We start from the raw sequence: 17878 nt of genomic DNA, 5'->3' as shown, positions 1-17878 counted from the left end.
AGGCCTCACAGCCCGTTGATGCTGTGGCCGCCGTCGACCACCAGCACCGCCCCGGTCATGTACGAGGATGCTTCGCTGGCCAGCAGCAACAAGGGGCCGCTAAGCTCGCGCCCCAGTCCCAGGCGGCGCTGCGGGATGCGCTTGACGAGCGCGCGGCCCGCCTCGCCGGCGAAGAACTCCTCGTTCAGCGGTGTTTCCACATAGCCGGGCGCAAGCGCGTTGACGCGGATCCCGTGGCGCGCCAGCTCGAGCGCCATCGCGCGCGTCAGCTGCAGCAGCGCCGCCTTGGAGGTGGCGTACGCCGGCAATTGCTGCGCCACGCGCAGCCCCAGTATCGATGCCACATTGATGATGCTGCCCGCCTTGCCGGCCTGCTGCATCAGGCGCGCGCTGCGCTGCGCCACCCGCCACGCGCCGTTCAGGTTGACGTCGATGATCTGCGTCCAGTCCTGCTCGCTAAGTTCCAGAAAAGGCTTGGTCTGGGTGATGCCCGCGTTGTTGACCAGGATGTCCGGCACGCCCACCTGTTCGGCCAGCTCGTCCATGGCCGCGTCGACGCTGGCCGGATCGGCCACGTCCATCAGGATGGCGTGGGCGCGGATGCCGGCTTGTTCCATCGTCTGCACCAGTCGCCGCCCCTGGTCCAGCCGGCGGCCGGCCACGATCACCGTCGCGCCCGCCTCACCGAGCACCTGCGCGAAGCCACGGCCGAGGCCACTGAAGGCGCCCGTGACCAGGGCGATTTTTCCGCTCAGGTCAAACAGGTCGGCAGGAAGTAGGCTGGATGAATCAGACATGATGGGGGAACCCGAAGAAGTGTTCAAGATACGGAAAGGAAACGCGCGAACTGCTGCTCGCGGTCGCCGAACAGGGCGGCGCCGACCATCAGCCGCCGGAAGTAGTGGCTGACGTCCAGCTCTTCGGTCAGGCCCAGGCCGCCGTGCATCTGGACCGCCTCGTTGGCGACCTTGCGCGCCGCCTGGACGATATAGGCCTTGGCGCCGCTGATTCTGCCGGCGCGCCCGGCGGCCGGCAGCGCCATCGCGTGTTTCGCATCGACGGTCAGCGCCGCGATTTCCTGCGACAGGAAAAACATGTCGACGGCGCGGTGCTGCAAGGCCTGGTTGGTGCCGATGGGCTTGCCGAACTGGCTGCGGACCTTCAGGTAGTCGACCGTGGTGTCGACCAGCTTGCGCACGATGCCGAGCGCTTCCGCGCATTGGGCGACGGTGGCCAAGTCGAGCGCGTCGGCGATCACCTCGGCGGCATCCTCGCCGCCGCCGGCGAGGCGCAGCGCGCGCGCCTGATCGAAACGCATATTCGCGGCGCCCCGGTCATCGACCAGGCGGAACGCCGTCCTCGACACACCCGTGGCGGCCGGATCGACCAGGTACACTTGCGGCGCGGCGCCCGCCGCATCGTCGACGGCGCTCACCAGGATCAGGTCGGCGATATCGCCATGCAGGATAGCCTCCGCCGCGCCGCTGACCCGGCCATCGCTGACACGGAGCGGCGCGCCGTGCGCGTAGGCCAGCTTCAGGCTGCCGTCGGCCAGGCGCGGCAGCAGTTCGGCGCACTGCGCGTCGCTGCCCAGCCGCCGCAACAGTTCGGTGCCGACGATGGCGCTGGCCAGCACCGGCTCCATCAGCAGGCGCGCGCCGACCGTTTCCATCAGGGCCGCCACCGCAAACACGTCGGCGTCCAGGCCGCCCGCGTCTTCCGGCAAGCGCAGCGCAAGCCAGCCAAACGCGGCGTAGTCGCGCCAGGCCGCCTCGCTGTATCCGGCAGGCTGGGTCAGGACCCGGTGCCGGTCGAGAAAGTTGTACTTGTCTTCCGTATAGCGCCGGACGCTGTCGTCCAGCATATTGGCGGTTTCAAAATCAATATTCATAAGCCAAGCACGCCTTTCGCGACGATATTGCGCTGGATCTCGGAGGCGCCGCCGAAAATGGTGGCGGCGCGGTTGTAGAGGTGGTCCTTGACGATGCCGCCGGCGTCGTCCGGCCCCAGCGGCGGCGCGCCGGCCGCGTGCAGCGCGGCCTTGTCGTAGGCGATGCCGGCCGGGCCGAGGACATCGATCAAGGCCTCGGCGATATCCTGATATAGCTCGGTGCCGCGCAATTTGATGAAGGACGCTTCGGCGCCATGGTCGGTGCCGCGCATCATCGCCTCGACCGCCTGGTAGGCGGCCTGCTCCAGCGCCATGAAGCGCAGTTCCAATTCGCCGGCGCGCCGCGCCTGCGCACCTCCGGTCTCCGTGGAGAGCGACTTCAGGCGGCGCAGCGCATGCCAGGCCGTGCCGATGATGGCGCCGGCGGTGCGCTCGTTCTTGAGCAGGAACTTGGCGTAGGTCCAGCCCGCGCCCTCCTCGCCGACCAGGTTTTCCACCGGTACGCGCACCTTGTCCAGCCAGACTTCGTTCACATGGTGATAGCCGTCCATCGTCGGAATCGCCTTGACGCTCACGCCGGGGCTGCGCATATCGATCAGCAGAAACGAGATGGCCTTCTGCGCCTGGGCCGCGCCGGCCGTCTTCACCAGGCAGAACATCCAGTCGGCCCATTGCGCGTACGTGGTCCAGACCTTCTGCCCGGTCACCACGAAGGCGTCGCCGTCGCGGATGGCTTCGGTGCGCAAGCTGGCCAGGTCGGAACCGGCGCCCGGTTCGGAATAACCCTGCGCCCAGAATTCGCCCGTGTTCCTGATGCCCGGCAGGAAGCGCGCCTTCTGCTGCTCGGTGCCGAAGCTGTAGATGACGGGACCGACATACTTGACGCCGAACGGTATCACCCAAGGACACGCCAGGCGCGCCAGCTGGTCTTCGAAGGCAAAGCGTTCCAGCAGCGACCAGGCCTGGCCGCCGTGCTCCTTCGGCCAGTGCCCGATGGCCCAGCCGTTGTCGTTCAACAGGCGCATCCACTGCACGTAGTCGTCCTTGCCGAGCACCTGGTGGCGCGCCGACTTGCTCTTCAACGCGGCCGGCATGTCGCGCTCGTAGAACGCCAGCACAGCGCGCCTCAACTCTTCCGCCCGCGCCCTGGCGGTGCTTACTGGATCAGTCATCTGAGCCTCTGTTAGTTTGGAGTCGGCGTCAATCGCCGTTGGCGATCTTCCATGCCGCCTTGGCGAGGGGACCGATATTGGCGGCGATTTCGGCCGCGTTGGCCGACGCGGCGTTGCCGTCCCGCAGGCGGTGCGCGATGCCCTGCAGGATGGCGGCGGTGCGGAACAGATTGAACGCGCGGTAGAACGGCAGCGTCGCCTGCAGCGCGAAGCCGGTGCGTTCGCAGTAGCGCGCGATGTATTCTTCCTGGCTGGGAATGCCCAGCGCCTTCAGGTCGGCGCCGCTGAGCGTGCCGCGCGCATCGACGCCGGGCGGGCGGTACCACTCCATCATGTGGTACATCAGGTCGCCGAGCGGATGGCCGAGCGTGGACAACTCCCAGTCGAGCACGCCGACCACGCGCGGTTCCGTGGGGTGGATCAGCAGATTGTGGAACGAGTAGTCGCCATGGACGATGGACGACAGGCCGTCGTCCGCCGGCAGCGCGGTGGGCAGCCAGGCCATCAGCTGGTCCATCTCCGGCACGTCCTGGGTGCGCGACTCATCGAACTGGCGCGACCAGCGCGAAATCTGGCGCGCGAAATAGTTGCCGGGTTTGCCGTAGTCGGCCAGGCCGATCGCCGCGAAATCTACCGTGTGCAGCCGCGCCAAGGTCGCGTTGGCCGAATCGAAGATCGCCGCCCGCTCCGCCGGGTTCAAGTCCGGCATCCGGCAGTCCCAGAAGATGCGTCCCTCGACATGGCTCATGACATAGAACATGCTGCCCAGGACGTCCCGGTCGGTGCACAGCAGCAGCGGCTGCGGCACCGGAAAATCGCCCAGGCCGGACAGCGCCGTCATGACGCGGAACTCGCGGTCCACCGCATGCGCCGATTTCAACAGCACGCCCGCCGGCTGCCGCCGCAAGACATACCTGGCGTGCGGCGTCTCGAGCAGGTAGGTCAGGTTCGATTGCCCTCCCTGGAACTGCCGGACCGTCAGCGGCCCGGCGTAGCCCGCCAGGTGTTGCCGCAAATAGTCATGCAAGCGGTTCCTGTCGATCTCGGCCGCCAGCCGGACGTCGCCCAGTTCCCCGATATAGGTTTTCGGTGCGCTGGCCGACGCGGCGCCCGGTGTTTCCAATTTGCTGCTCGTCATTGATATGCCCATGGCTTGAAGGAATTTGCAATGAATTCTATCGACCGACCAGTCGGATGTCAACAACACGATGCACCCCTGTCGATAATTGACAACCGACCGGACGGTTGATAACATTCAGACGTGCATGGGCTATGCTGGCTGTGCGTCCGCCCCGTCTTTTCCACCTTTTCCCTGGGAGTTACCTCGTGACCGACACCAACGCTTTGCTGCAAATAGAGCTGCTGAAACAGCTGGCCCCTTTCACCCGCTCCGGCTATGCCATGTTCCGCGAGGTGATCGACACCGACGGCGCGATGCCGGCCAAGCTCAAGCGGCTCTGCGCGGCGGTCGCCGCCGTCAACCGCGGCTATACCGACCTGGCCCGCAGCGAGTTGGGCGGCGCGGCGGCGCTGGGTTTGACGCGCAACGAAGCGGCCAGCGGCCTGATCTTGCTGAGCAGCCTGCGCGGCGAAGGCGCGGCGCAGGCCTTCGATGGCGTCATCCGCCACGTGTATCCCGACGCCGCGACAACCCCGCAAGACGCCGCGCTGGAGCGGGCCGGCCCGGGCGAGGCCGAGGCCAATTTCAAGGCCTACTTCGGCACCGTGCCGCCGGCGCTGGCCATCCTGCTGCGCCTGGTGCCGCGCGGCGCGGACGGCTACTACCTGATGCGCAAGGGCACCATCGACTGCAACCAGTTGGACCGGAAATCCGCCGAGCTGATGCTCATCGCGGTGCTGGCCTCGGACTACAGCCCGATGGCGGCGACGCATATCCGGGCGGCCCGCGCGGTCGGCGCGAGCGACGCGGAGATGGCCGAAGCGATCTTGTGCGCCGTGCCGTCGGCCGGCATCGCCGCCTGGATGAGCGCCGGCATGCTGCTGGAAGCGCAATAGATGGCGGCGCCATCCAACCGCCAGTGGCTGCTTGCCCGCCGCCCCGCCGGCCCGGCGATCGCGGCCGACCTGGTGTCCGCGCGCGCGCCGGTTCCGCAACCCGGCGAAGGCGAGGTGCTGGTGCGGGTCAAGCTGCTGTGCATGGACCCGACGATCCGCAATTTTCTCGATGAAGACCCGGGTTACGGCTTGCCGGTCGCCATCGGCGGCCAGATCCGGGGCATGGCCGTCGGCGAAGTCGTGCGGTCCAGGTCGCCGCTGCTGGCCGAGGGCGCGCTGGTATGGGGTTTCGGCGCCTGGAGCGACTACGTGACGGGGCCGGCCAGCCGGTTTTTCCCGCTGCCCGCCCACTACGGCTATGCCCTGCCCGTCTATGCGCATGCGATGGGCACGATCGGCCTGACCGCCTGCCACGGCATGTTCGACATCGCCGCCCTGCGTCCCGGCGACAACGTCCTGGTCAGCGGCGCCGCCGGCGCTGTCGGTTCGCTTGCCGGCCAGTTCGCGCGCCTCGGCGGCGCGGCCAGGGTGGTCGGGATCGCCGGCGGCGCGGACAAATGCGCGCGCGCCGTGCGCGACTACGGCTACGACCTGTGCCTCGACTACCGGCGGCCGGAGCAGCTGGCGGCGGCCATCGGCGCCGCCTTCCCGGACGGCATCGACGTGGTGTTTGAAAACATCGGCGGCACCCTGCTCGACGCCGCCCTCGGACACTTGCGCAAACACGCGCGCGTCGCGCTGTGCGGCATGATGTCGCGCTATGGCCAGGGCGCGGCGGCGCCGGGCTCGGACGCACTGTGGAACCTGGTCGTCAACAGCGCCCGCATCGAAGGCTTCTTGGTCAGCAACATCCTTCACGACCACAGCCGCACCGGAGCGATGCTCGCGCGCATCGATGGCTGGATCAAGTCCGGCGCGCTGCGCTACGACATCGACGTGCGGCATGGCTTTGAGCAGGTCCCCGCCAGCTTCGACTGCCTCTTTTCAGGCCGCCACACGGGGCGCCTGGTGGTGCAGCTCGACGATCCCGATTGAGCGGGGCCGCCATGGACCCCGTCAGCTATCAGCCGCACGGCCGCATCGCCGTGCTTACCGTCAACCACCCGCCCGTCAACACCCTCAGCCTGGACGTGCGGCGGGGCTTGATGGCCGCCATCGAGCGCGCGCTGCATGACAGCGTGATCGACGGCATCATCATCATCGGCGGCGGCGCCACCTTCGTGGCCGGCGCCGATATCAACGACTTCGGCAAGCCCTACGCGCCGCCGTCGCTGTACGCCATCATGGATCTCATCGCCGCGGATGCCAAGCCGGTGGTGGCCGCCATCCACGGCAACGCCCTGGGCGGCGGCATGGAACTGGCCCTGAGCTGCCAGTGGCGCATCGCCGCGCCAGGCGCCATGCTGGGACAGCCGGAAGTCAAGCTGGGCCTGATGCCCGGCGGCGGCGGCACCCAGTGGTGGCCCCGCCTGGCCGGGCCGGAAATCGCGCTGGACGTCTGCACCGGCGGCGCCCCGCTCGATGCGCTGCGGGCGCATGCCTGCGGCGTCGTCGACCGCATCGCCGGGGGCGAGCTGCTGGCCGATGCGCTCGCGTTCGCCGACGACATCGTCAGCGTCAGAATGGCTCGCCGCCGCCTCGCCGAGGCGTCGGACAAGATACGCGGCATCGACCCGCAACTCTTTTCCAGCTACCGCGCACGCCACCGCGAACAGTGGCGCGGCTTGCTGGCGCCATGGAAGATCGTCGATTGCATCGAAGCGGCCTGCCACCTGTCCTTCGCCGACGGCTACGCGCTCGAACGCACGGCTTTCCAGGAGTGCGAGCACGGCCCGCAGAGCCAGGCCATGATCCACCTGTTCTTCGCCGAACGCGCCGCCGCCAGGTGGCCGGGCGCGCAGCCTGCCCGGCCCACCCCGCCCCTGCGAACCGTGGGGCTGGTGGGCGCGGGCACGGCCATCGCCGCGCTGGCCCGGCGCCTGGCGCAGGCCGGGATCGCGGTCGCCGTCGACGCCGACGGCCCCGGGGCGCTGGCGCGCTGCGACCTCATCATCGCGGCGGCCGGCGACGACGGGGACGCGACGGCGGCGCTGCTGCGCCGGCTCGACCATAGCGCCGGACCCGACACGATCCTCGCCGTCATGGGCGGCACGCCCGCACTCGATGCGCTGGCGGGGCTGACCGGCCGGCCGGACAGGGTGATCGGCCTGCAAGCCTGCCTGCCCGGAACCGCGGACGGCCTGCTTGAGATCTGCCACGGCGACCGCACCGATCCCATCGTGCACGCGACCGCCGCGCGGCTCGCGCGCCAGCTGGGCGCGGCGATGGTGTTGACCGGCCATGGCGCGCGATCGCTCGCGCGACGCCTGCGCGAGGCCACCCGCGCGGCGGCGGCGGGCCTGATGGCCGAAGGCGTCGCCCGCGCGGCGATCGTGGACAGCCTGCACGCGTTCGGGTTCGGCCAGGACAGCATCGGCGCGCTGTGCCCCGCCGGGGGCCAGCCCCCGCCCGGCGCGCGCGCCGTCATGCACGGCGAGGCGATCCTGGCGCGCCTGCTGCACGCCATGGCCGACGAAGGCGCGCGCTGCATGGCGGACCAGCTGGCCCTGCGCGCCGGCGACATCGACGTGGCGGGCGTTCATGGACTCGGCTTCCCCGCCCATCACGGTGGCCCCATGCATTGGGCCCAAGGTTTTGCGCGTTTATGATTGACAAAAAAACTGCGCATGGTATATTTGCCCATGAGCCGACCGACCGGTCGGCCGTTAAATGCGATGAGCGGGATTCCCGCCATTCAACTAGGAGATTTCACATGCTGGAGAAAGACGTCATTCAATACGAGGTTGCGGACAACGGTATCGCGACGATTTGGCTGAACCGCCCGCACAAGCGCAATTGCGTCAGCCCCCAGCTGCTGCGGGAACTGGAAGTGGCCGTCGATCGCGCGGCCGAGGATGACAAGGCGCTGGCCGTCGTCTTCCGCGGTCGCGGCAATACCTTCTGCTCGGGCGCCGACCTGGATCAGCTGGTCGGTCCCGTGCTGCAGGAAACCCGCACCTCGCTGCAGTTGGCCATCGACTCGGCCCGCACCTACGACAAGATCTTCAACATGCGCAAACCAACCATCGCCGCGGTGGAAGGCTATGCGGTCGCCGGCGGCTTCGAGCTGATGATCTCCTGCGATTTCGCGCTGGCCGCCTCCGAAGCCAAGATCGGCGACTTCCACATCCGTCGCGCACTGTTCGGCGGTGCCGGCCCGATCTACCGCCTGCCGCGCATGATCGGCATGCGCCGCTCCAAGGAGTTGATGTTGACGGGCAAATTGCTGTCCGGTGACAAATGCGCAGAATGGGGACTCGTCAACGAATCCGCGCCCGCCGCCCAATTCGACCAGCTGATCCAGGACTTCTGCGCGCCGCTGATCGACAAGAGCCCGTTCTGCATGTGGATGACGAAGATGGCGGTCAATCGCGGCCTGGACGCCGACACCAACACCCTGATCACCCTGGAAACGATGACCTGCAACGTCGTGCACCATTCGGAAGATGCCAAGGAAGGCGTGCGCGCCTTCCTCGACAAGCGCACTCCGGTATGGACCGGCCGTTAATTTATCGAAAGGAGTAGCAAATGTCAGTCAGCCTGGTGGTGTTATCGTCGCGTCCGCCCGATTGGACGCCCGAGCAGTTCACGACGTGGTGGCGGGGCGAGCATGCCGATTTCGGGCGTCGCCTGCCCGGCCTGCTGGCCTATCGCCACGGCGAGGTCGTGTTCGACTACGACCATCCGGACCAGCCGGCCTGGGATGGCAACGCCGTGCTGACGTTTGCCTCGCGCGAGACGCTGGACGCCGCGCTGAAATCGCCCGAGTGGGCGGCCGCGGTCGCGCATGTCGGCAAGATGAAGGGCAAGCGCATCGCCCTGATCACCGACGACGTCGACCTGATGGCCGCGGGCCGGGTCGTTTGAAGAGTTCATTACGCGAAAGCACATAGTGAAAGAAAACCTCATACCGGGCTTCATCGCCCAGCAGTTCAGGCTCGACGGCAAGGTGGCGCTGATCACCGGCGGGCGCGGCGCGCTGGCCGAGGCCATCGCGGCGGGCCTGGCCGATCTCGGGTGCGCCGTCGCGCTGGCCTCGCGCCATGAAAAGGAGTGCGCCGGCGTGGCGGCCGACATCGCGCAACGCTTTGACACCAGGGCCATCGGCTTGCGCTGCGATGTCTCGAACGAAGTCGAGGTCGAGGCCGCGGTCAAGGCGACCGTGGACCAGCTAGGCGGCCTCGACATCCTTGTGAACAATGCCGGCGCCTCCTGGTGGGGCTTGCCCGAAGAGATCCCGCTGTCGGGCTGGCGCAAGGTCGTCGACGTCAACCTGACCGGCACCTTTCTCGCGTGCCGTCATGCGGCGCGGCACATGATCGGCCACGGCGGCGGCGCCATGATCAATGTCGCCTCGGCCGGCGCCTTCATGTCCTACACGCCGGATGCCGGCCAGGTCGTCCCCTACACCACCACCAAGGCGGCCATGGTCCACCTCACCCGCGACCTGGCCGCGCAGTGGGCGCACCACGGCATCCGCGTCAACGCGGTCGCGCCCGGCTCTATCGAGACCGGCATGACCGAAACCCTGGACCACGACATCCAGAACAAGCTCATCGAAAACATCCTGCTGCGGCGCTTCGCGCAACCGGGGGAAATTGTCGGCACGGTGGCCTTGCTCGCGTCGGCGGCCGGCAGCTTCATTACCGGACAAACGTATGTTGTTGATGGAGGCCAGACAATTGCTTAATACCAAACACTACACCGCCGGCGACCTGGCCTGGAGCGACGCCTCCTTGTGGGAGCAATTCTCCGAACTCGCCGCCGCCGCGCCGCATGCGCTGGCGGTCGTCGGCCCCGACGGCCAGCTGTGGACGCGTGAGGACATGCGAAAAATGGCCTTGCTGGTGAGCGAGGCGCTGACGCGCGGCGGCGTGCGGCCGCATGATCGCATCATGCTGCAAGGGAAAAAATCGGCGCCCATCCTGGCCGCCGCGCTGGCGATTTCGGCCGTCGGCGCGATTGCCTGTCCCTACACGCCGGACCTGGGCGGCGCCGAGCGCGCTGTGCTGGACGAGCGCCTCAATCACATCACCAGCATAGGCGACGACGCGGGCGTGGAGATCGACGGTTTGCCGCAGCTGAAATTACAGCTGCGCGAACGCTCGCTGCTCGGTCCCGCGGACGCGCGCGACGCGCAAACGGCGCTGATCGGCTTTACCTCCGGCACCACCGGCGTGCCCAAGGGAGTCATGCACGGCCCGGCCGCGCTGAACTACACGGTGCGCGCCTGCAGCCAGGTCGCGCGCCTGGAACCGGGGGATGCCATCCTCGGCATCGTGCCGCTGGGCAGCGCGCCCGGCTTCACCTTCACCGCGCATTTCGCCTTGTCCATGGGCCATCCCCTGATCATGATCGACCCATGGGATCCGGTGAAGACGCTCAAGGCCATCGACGTCTACCGCTGCCGCTGGGGCATCTGCGTGCCGACCCACCTGGCCACGCTGATCGAGGTGGCGCGCCTGAAGGGCTGGCACAACAGCAGCCCGCTCAAGGCGCTCGGCGTGGGCGGCAGCGCGATGACGCCTGAATTGATACAGGATGCGAAAAGCATGCTCGGCATTACCGCCCTGCGCATGTTCGGCATGTCCGAGTGCATGGGGCACGCCTCGGTAGGCCTCGACGACGACATCGAACGCAAGATGCATTCCGACGGCAAGTCCTTTCCCGGCACCCGCGACGAAGCCTTCGGCGCCGACAATGAATTGTTGCCGCGCGGCCAGCGGGGGCAAGCGGGCGTGCTCGGACCGTCGTCGTTCCTCGGCTATTGCATCGGCCTGGGCGAACAGGAACACCGGCTCACCAGCGAGGGTTTCTTCCTCACCGGCGACGAGGTCATCGTCGGCGAGGATGGCTACCTGAAGGTCGTCGGACGGATCAAGGACCAGATCATTCGCGGCGGCTACAACATCGATGCCTCGGAGGTCGAGGCGGCCCTGTTGCGCCACCCCGCCATCGCCATCGCCATCGTGGTCGCGGTTCCGGAAAAGCGCCTGGGCGAACAGGCTTGCGCCGTGTGCTGCATCCGCGAGGGCAGCACACAGCCGACGCTGGACGATATCAAGGAACACCTTTTGCAGATCGGGCTGTCCAAGAAAAAATGGCCCGAATATCTGCTGGTGCGCGAAGACATGCTCTACACGGCCACCGGCAAGATCGACAAGAAACACATCGCCAAGGCCGCCATTGAGCAGCTTGGCCTGGGCCCTCAGAAATGACGCGGATACGCAAAACCACGGCGGCGCACGATGAGAAGCGCCTCGAAATCATCGCCCATTGCGCCACGCTGTTCGACCGCGTCGGATTCCATGGCACGTCGATGCAAATGCTGGCCGATGAAGTGGGCCTGGGCAAGCCGACGCTGTACCACTACTTCGCCAGCAAGAACGATATTCTGTATGAGATGCACCAGATGCATATCGATGCGCTGATCCACAGCCTCCAGGTCGATATGGAGAGCGCCGCCACCAAGCCCGCCGAGCTGCTGGAAAAGGCGTGCGCGCAAACGCTGCGCGAAATCGCCCGGCATCCCGGCTATGTCCGCGCCTTCATGGACCACTACACGGAACTGGCGGGCGCGCAGCGCACCGAGATGCGCAAGCGGCGCAACGAGTATTTCACGCGCATCACCGACATCATCGGCAACGGCATCGCCGCCGGCAAGTTCCGCGACGTCGACGTCGAGCTGGCGACCCTCGCCTTCGTCGGCATGTGCAACTGGGCCTACAAGTGGTATCCCAAGATGGCGGACAAGACGCCGCCGGAACAGATGGCCCGTTCGCTCTGCGGTATTTTTCTCGGCGGACTGCTCGCGCAGTCTCCATCTATTTAAGGAATCAAGCAATGACACAACGGGATGTAGTCGTGACGGGCATGGCCCGCACAGCGATCGGCAGCTTCGGCGGCAGTCTCAAGGACGTAACCTTGGCCGGCCTGGCCACCACCGCCGTGCGCGCGTCGCTCGAGCGGTCCGGCGTGGCGCCGGCCGAGGTGGGGCACGTGGTGATGGGCAATGTGATACCCACCGAGCCGCGCGACGCCTATCTGAGCCGGATCGCGACGATCGACGCCGGCATGCCTCACGCGACGCCGGCGTTCAACGTGAGCCGCCTGTGCGGCTCGGGACTGCAGGCCATCGTCTCGGCGGCGCAGGCGATCCTGCTCGGCGACACCGACGTCGCGATCGGCGGCGGGGCCGAATCGATGAGCCGCGGCGCCTACCTGATGCCGGCGGCGCGCTGGGGCGCGCGCATGGGCGACACCGCCGTGCAGGACTTCATGGCGACGATCCTGCTCGATCCATGGCAGAAGAATCATATGGGCGTGACGGCCGAAAACGTGGCCGAACGCTATGGCATCACGCGCGCGATGCAGGACGAGCTGGCCCTCGAGAGCCAGCGCCGCGCCGCGCACGCCATCGCCGCCGGCTACTTCAAGGAGCAGATCGTGCCGGTCGACGTTTCCACCCGCAAGAGCACGCTGATGTTCGACACCGATGAACACGTGCGCGCCGGCGTCACGCTGGAAGGCCTGGCCGCGATGAAGCCCGCGTTCAAGAAGGATGGCACGGTCACCGCCGGCAACGCCTCGGGCATCAACGACGGCGCGGCGGCGTTGACGCTGGTCGAAGCGAAGCGCGCGCAAGCGCTGGGCCTGCGCCCGCTGGCGCGCCTGGTCGGCTACGCGCACGCCGGCGTCGATCCGCAATACATGGGCATCGGACCGGTGCCGGCAACCCGTCTGCTGCTCAAGAAGGTGGGACTCACCATCGGCGACATCGACGTGATCGAGGCCAACGAGGCGTTCGCCGCGCAAGCCTGCGCCGTCGCGATGGAGCTGGGCTTCGATCCGGCGCGCGTCAATCCGAACGGCTCGGGCATCGCCCTCGGCCATCCGGTGGGCGCGACCGGCGCCATCATCGCGGTCAAGGCGATCAGCGAACTGCGGCGCACCGGCGGGCGCTATGCGCTGGTCACCATGTGCATCGGCGGCGGCCAAGGCATCGCGGCCATCTTCGAGCGCCTGTGAGCGGGACCATCGCGATGACGAACCTCTCCGGCATCACCTCCCCCGCCGCCGCGCCGGTCCTGCTCGAGCGCGCGGGCGCGGTGGCGACGATACGCTTCAACCGCCCCGCCGCCCTGAACGCCATCGACCGCGCCACGGCCGAGGCCTTGCTGGCGGCGTGCCGCGAGATCGAGAACGACGCCTCGGTGCGCGTGATCGTGCTGCGGGGCGAGGGCAAGGCCTTCATGGCGGGCGGCGACATCGCGCGCTTCCATGCCGACCTGCCCAACGCGGCGCAACTGGCTGCCGACATCATCACGCCGCTGCACGCGGCGCTGACCCTGCTGGCGGCGCTGCCGCAACCGGTGCTGGCCAGCGTGCACGGCGCGGTGGCGGGGGCGGGCGTCAGCATCGCGCTCGCCTGCGACCTGTGCATCGCCGCCGACGACGCCCAGTTCAACCTGGCCTATGCGCGCATCGGCGCCAGCCCGGACGGCTCGGCCAGCTGGTCGTTGCCGCGCACCGTCGGCCTGCGCAAGGCGATGGAATTGATGCTGCTGTGCGACAGCGTGGACGCGGGCGAGGCTTTGCGCCTGGGCCTGGTCAACCGCGTGGTCGCGCGCGCCGGCCTGGACGAGGCCACGGCCGCGCTGGCGCAACGCCTGGCGGCCGGCCCGACCTTCGCCTACGGACAAACCAAGCGGCTGCTGCGCGGCGCCTTCGGCAACGACCTCGCGCGCCAGCTCGACCTGGAACAGGCCGCGTTTTGCGCCTGCGCCGGCAGCGACGATTTCGCCGAGGGCGTGAACGCCTTTTTCGGCAAGCGCAAGGCTGCGTTCAGCGGCGCATGACGACAGGCGGCGGCACTGCACGCCGCTTGCGCCTTATTGCGCTTATTGCGCCGTGATGGCGCCGTCAACGGGCAGCGACACGCCCGTCACGTAGGACGACGCGTCCGAACACAGGAACAGCGCGACGGCGGCGACTTCCTCGGCGCGCCCCACCCGTCCCATCGGGATCCGCGCGTCATCGTTAGGCAAGGGCAAGCCGCGCTCGGCGTAGTAGTTGCGCGCCATGGGCGTCTCGATCGTGCCCGGACACACCACGTTGACCCGGATGCCGGTGCGCGCGTTATCCAGCGCCGCCCCTTTGGACAGCCCGATCACGCCGTGCTTGCTGGCGCTGTACAATGCCGCGCCGGGGCCGGAAACCAGTCCCTGCACCGAGGCGATGTTGACGATCGCCCCCGCCCCGCGCGGCAGCATGGCGGCGATCTGGTACTTCATGCACAGGAACACGCCCTTCAGATTGATGCCGATGACGCGCTCGAAGTCATCGCCGCCCTGCTCGACCAGCGGCGCTATCCTGCCGAAAATGCCGGCGCTGTTGACCGCGCAATCGAGCTGTCCATACTGCGTCAGCACGCGCTGCACCAGCGCCTCCACTTGCGCCGCGTCGCTGACGTCGGCACGCACGAATACCGCCTCGCCGCCGTTGGCGTGGATGGCCTCGACCGTCTCGCGCCCTCCCTGTTCGAGCAGATCCGACACGACCACGCGCGCGCCGGCCTGCGCCAGCATCACCGCGCAGGCCCGGCCGATGCCGGAACCGCCGCCGCTCACCAGCGCCACCCTGCCCTGCATGGGTTGTGCCGACTGTTGTTCCCATTCCATATGATTCTCCTGTGATGATGTTGCGGTTGCGGCCGGACAGCCCGGCGCCGGCGTGCCGCCGGGCCTAGATGACGCGCGCGATGCGCTGCGCCTCGAACACCGCCTGCGCCATGCGGCGCGGCGTGATGCAATCACCGATGCTGTGCACCTCGCGCATGCCGGCGTCGAGCAAGGCCTTGGCCGGGCCGGACACCGGCACGCGCCCGGTCTGCATCACCAACAGGTCGCAGTCCAGCCGTTCGCTCTGGCCGGAAACCATCGGCATGACGTGCACGGCGCCTGGCTCGATCGACTCGATGCCCGACAGTACACGGAACTCGGTCTTGCCCATCGCGAGCCGCCCCAGCAGGGCGGCGACGCTTTCGACCGGGATCAGATGGGCGACCGCCGCCGATGGAGTCACGATGGTCACGCGCCAGCCGGCGTCGACCATCGCTTCGGCCACGCCATAGTTCCACCAAAAACCGGTGCCGTCATCGACGAACACCGCGCGGTGCGAGCCCGCCGGCGCCGGCGCACCGTTCTTGAGGACGTCGAACCAGCTGAGCACCGCGGCGCCGCCCGCGTCCACCTCCAGCGCCCGCGCGACCGCCCCGGTGGCGACGATCGCCGCGTCGAACGGCTGGCCCAGATCCTCGACGCCATCGATGCGCCGGCCCAGCCGGATCGGCACGCCAAGGCGGCGCAGCTCGCCGACTTGATGGTCGATCAGGCGCAGCAGGCCCTGGCGGTGCGGCACGGCGGCGGCGTACAGGAACTGTCCGCCGACCCCGTCGGTCGCCTCGAACAGCGTCACCCGGTGGCCGCGGCGGGCCGCCGTCAACGCCGCCTCGAGTCCGCCCGGGCCGGCGCCGATGACGGCGATCCGCTTCACCGGCACCGCCGGCAACCAGTCACGGAACTCGGGCCACAATTCGCGCCCGGTGCGCGGGTTGACCGAGCAATGCAGGTGCGGCGAAAAAGCGCGACAGTCCTGGTTCACATTCAGGCAAGGCCGGATGCGCCCGGATTCGCCGGCGGCGGCCTTGTCGATCCACTCCGGGTCGGCCAGAAATGCCCGCGCCATGCCGACCAGATCGGCCGCCCCCTCGTGCAACAGACGCTCGGCCAGCTCCGGTGTGTTGATGCGCTGGCCGACGATGACGCTCAAGCCGCAGGCGCGCCGGATGCGCGCGGCGGCGCTGGCGGCCGGCGCGTCCGGTCCCGTCATATCCTTGACATAGCCGCCGCGCGTGCCCATGGTGATGTTCAGCACGTCCACGCCGCCATGCGCGGCGACGGCCACGGCGATGGCCACCGTGTCGTCCACTTCGAGGCCGTCGACCAGTTCCTCGTCGGCGCTCAGGCGCAGGCTGAGGCCGAAGCCGGCGCCGCAATGTGCACGGATGGCGTCGATCACCTCGAACAGGAAGCGCAAGCGCTTCTCCGGCGAGCCGCCGTACGCATCGCCGCGCTGATTGCATGCGGGCGAGAGGAATTGCGCGACCAGGTAGCCGTGGGCGCCGTGAATTTCGGCGCCATCGTAGCCGCAGCGCTTGAGATTGGCGGCCGAGCGGCCGAACGCCTCGACGATGGCCGCGATGTCGCCCTCCTCCAGCTCGCGGGGTGGAAATGGGTCGCGCGGCGAGCGGATGGGCGATGGCGCGGACGGCGCCAGATCGGACTCCATGCCTATCCATTCGCGCCCCAGGTGGACCAGCTGCCCATACAGCTTCGCGCCATGGCGGTGGATCACGTCGGCGCGCCGCCTCAGTCCGTCGAGCACGCGCTCGTCATAGACCTCCACCAGCTTGCGCAAGCGCATCGCCGAGCCGGGGTGCACCACGGTGGCGCCAGTAATGATGAGCCCGGCGCCCGACGCCGCAATGGTATCGAAGTGCGCGATGTCCTCGTCCGTGACGGCGCCGTCGTGGACCATGCTGGTCCCGTAAGGCAGCACCACGATCCGGTTTTTCAGAACTTGCGTACCGAGTTGATAGGGTGAAAAAAGCTTTTCATAGGCCATGGTTTTTCCGGGAAAGATCGCGCCATCCGACGCAAGCGGGCCGACGCGCGGGGATCTAAACCATAACAGTGGGGCCGGAGATTGTCAACCGACCAGACGGTCGGAATCCATGGTGGGATACCGCAGCGCCGCCGGCAAGGCGCCGGCGACACCGCGCGCTATTTCTTCGACGCGGTCTTGCGGGCAGGCGATGGCGCAGCCGTCTTCGCCGTGGCTTTGGCGGCGCTCGGGGTCTTGCGCGGGCCGGCTTTCACGGCGGTCTGCGCCGCCGGCGGCGTACCGGTCAAACCGTAGAGGAAGGTGTCGAGCAGCTTGCGCGCGATTTGTTCCGGCGCGGGGCTGACTCCGGCCACGTACCATTGGTAAGCCCAGTTCACCTGGCCGACCAGGAACAGGCCCGACAAGGTCACGTCGTCCGTGTGATACACCCCTTCGGCCACGCCCTGCGCGATCAGATCCGTAATGCAACGGAAATAATCCTGCCGCTTTTCGCTGATCTGCTGCCGTACGGTCGGTTCGAGTTCCCGGTAATGCTCGAGGAAGGCGCGCACGTAGCCGCGGTGATCCGCGATGGCGTGCAGGATGTCCGTGATCATGCCCAGCAAGAGCTCTTCCCGCCCCAGTCCCAGCTCGGTGCGCGCCTGGTGCTTGGCGCCGAGATCGTCAATGAGGGTCTGGTGGATGCGCAGGAGGATTTCCTCCTTGCTCTTGATGTAGTGGTAAAGGGTCGGCTTGCGCAAGTCGCAGGCCTTGGCCACCATGTCCATATTCGCCGTATGGTAGCCGACCTTGTCGAACAATTTCGCCGCCTCGTTGACGATCTGGCGAATTTTCTGTTCAGCGGCAAGCGTTGGGCCGCGCTCGAGCGCAACGCCCGCCTCTGGTAGTGTTGCCGGTTTCATGTCCATCCTTGTCTGAAGATCAATCGTCGACAGCATAACCTAAATTGCACCGACCGTCTAAGCGGTAGGAGCACCGGCCGGCACACGGCGGCGCGCAAATTGACACCCGACCG

Annotated in this window: 17 protein-coding genes; 10 read left to right on the top strand and 7 right to left on the bottom strand. The window is 67.8% G+C overall.

From position 1 onward, the window contains the following. Positions 1-5: 5 nt before the first annotated feature. Genes ABWW33_RS18460 through ABWW33_RS18445 form a run of 4 tightly spaced genes read right to left on the bottom strand, consistent with a single transcriptional unit; the run spans position 6 to position 4201 of the window. Positions 6-797, bottom strand: coding sequence for an SDR family NAD(P)-dependent oxidoreductase (locus ABWW33_RS18460; protein ID WP_353403160.1), 792 nt, complete (start codon positions 795-797; stop codon positions 6-8). Between the two features lie 23 nt (positions 798-820). After that, positions 821-1891, bottom strand: a complete 1071-nt coding sequence (locus ABWW33_RS18455; RefSeq protein ID WP_353403159.1) for an acyl-CoA dehydrogenase family protein — start codon at positions 1889-1891, stop codon at positions 821-823. Further along, entirely contained in the window at positions 1888-3063 is a 1176-nt protein-coding gene (locus ABWW33_RS18450; RefSeq protein WP_353403158.1) for an acyl-CoA dehydrogenase family protein, read from the bottom strand. Before ABWW33_RS18450 ends, ABWW33_RS18455 begins: the two co-directional genes overlap by 4 nt. Positions 3064-3091: 28 nt before the next feature. Further along, positions 3092-4201 (bottom strand): phosphotransferase family protein, encoded by a 1110-nt coding sequence (locus ABWW33_RS18445; protein ID WP_353403157.1) that lies wholly within the window; start codon positions 4199-4201, stop codon positions 3092-3094. Between the two features lie 188 nt (positions 4202-4389). On the opposite strand from ABWW33_RS18445, the gene ABWW33_RS18440 reads away from it, so the two are divergent. The 10 genes from ABWW33_RS18440 to ABWW33_RS18395 all read left to right on the top strand — a co-directional run bounded on the left by ABWW33_RS18440 (position 4390) and on the right by ABWW33_RS18395 (position 14036). Further along, positions 4390-5079: a carboxymuconolactone decarboxylase family protein gene (locus ABWW33_RS18440; RefSeq protein WP_353403156.1), complete on the top strand. Its 690-nt coding sequence runs from the start codon at positions 4390-4392 to the stop codon at positions 5077-5079. Beyond that, positions 5080-6114, top strand: a complete 1035-nt coding sequence (locus tag ABWW33_RS18435) for an NADP-dependent oxidoreductase (RefSeq protein WP_353403155.1) — start codon at positions 5080-5082, stop codon at positions 6112-6114. An 11-nt stretch (positions 6115-6125) separates the two neighbouring features. Beyond that, positions 6126-7787: an enoyl-CoA hydratase-related protein gene (locus ABWW33_RS18430; protein WP_353403154.1), complete on the top strand. Its 1662-nt coding sequence runs from the start codon at positions 6126-6128 to the stop codon at positions 7785-7787. 104 nt (positions 7788-7891) lie between these two features. Further along, a complete protein-coding gene (locus ABWW33_RS18425) occupies positions 7892-8686 on the top strand; it encodes an enoyl-CoA hydratase/isomerase family protein (RefSeq protein WP_353403153.1) in 795 nt (264 codons plus the stop codon). 35 nt (positions 8687-8721) lie between these two features. Further along, the gene (locus tag ABWW33_RS18420; protein ID WP_353403152.1) at positions 8722-9045 is read left to right on the top strand and encodes an EthD domain-containing protein; all 324 of its coding nucleotides are present in this window, start codon (positions 8722-8724) and stop codon (positions 9043-9045) included. Between the two features lie 25 nt (positions 9046-9070). Continuing rightward, positions 9071-9868: an SDR family NAD(P)-dependent oxidoreductase gene (locus ABWW33_RS18415; RefSeq protein WP_353403151.1), complete on the top strand. Its 798-nt coding sequence runs from the start codon at positions 9071-9073 to the stop codon at positions 9866-9868. After that, positions 9861-11396 carry a class I adenylate-forming enzyme family protein gene (locus ABWW33_RS18410; protein ID WP_353403150.1) on the top strand — a complete coding sequence of 512 codons (1536 nt, stop codon included), beginning with the start codon at positions 9861-9863 and terminating at the stop codon, positions 11394-11396. The genes ABWW33_RS18415 and ABWW33_RS18410 overlap by 8 nt, the downstream gene beginning before the upstream one ends. Beyond that, a complete protein-coding gene (locus ABWW33_RS18405) occupies positions 11393-12010 on the top strand; it encodes a TetR/AcrR family transcriptional regulator (RefSeq protein WP_353403149.1) in 618 nt (205 codons plus the stop codon). Before ABWW33_RS18410 ends, ABWW33_RS18405 begins: the two co-directional genes overlap by 4 nt. An 11-nt stretch (positions 12011-12021) precedes the next feature. After that, on the top strand, positions 12022-13206 hold the full coding sequence (locus ABWW33_RS18400) for an acetyl-CoA C-acyltransferase family protein (RefSeq protein WP_353403148.1): 1185 nt from the start codon (positions 12022-12024) through the stop codon (positions 13204-13206). A 14-nt stretch (positions 13207-13220) separates the two neighbouring features. Continuing rightward, positions 13221-14036, top strand: coding sequence for an enoyl-CoA hydratase/isomerase family protein (locus ABWW33_RS18395; RefSeq protein ID WP_353403147.1), 816 nt, complete (start codon positions 13221-13223; stop codon positions 14034-14036). A 42-nt stretch (positions 14037-14078) separates the two neighbouring features. Here the strand turns inward: ABWW33_RS18395 and ABWW33_RS18390 are convergent, their stop codons facing one another. From ABWW33_RS18390 to ABWW33_RS18380, 3 genes are all read right to left on the bottom strand, one after another. Continuing rightward, complete coding sequence (locus tag ABWW33_RS18390) at positions 14079-14858, bottom strand: glucose 1-dehydrogenase (protein ID WP_353403146.1); 780 nt, start codon at positions 14856-14858, stop codon at positions 14079-14081. A gap of 64 nt (positions 14859-14922) precedes the next feature. Next, complete coding sequence (locus tag ABWW33_RS18385) at positions 14923-16863, bottom strand: oxidoreductase (RefSeq protein WP_353403145.1); 1941 nt, start codon at positions 16861-16863, stop codon at positions 14923-14925. A gap of 158 nt (positions 16864-17021) precedes the next feature. After that, the gene (locus tag ABWW33_RS18380) at positions 17022-17801 is read right to left on the bottom strand and encodes a TetR/AcrR family transcriptional regulator (RefSeq protein WP_353403144.1); all 780 of its coding nucleotides are present in this window, start codon (positions 17799-17801) and stop codon (positions 17022-17024) included. Positions 17802-17878: the final 77 nt, after the last annotated feature.

Origin of the sequence: Duganella hordei, from assembly GCF_040369125.1 — a bacterium.
GTDB classification, from domain to species: domain Bacteria; phylum Pseudomonadota; class Gammaproteobacteria; order Burkholderiales; family Burkholderiaceae_D; genus Rugamonas; species Rugamonas hordei.
Note: the sequence above shows the minus strand (reverse complement) of the source record. Positions and strands in the feature narration are given on the sequence as shown.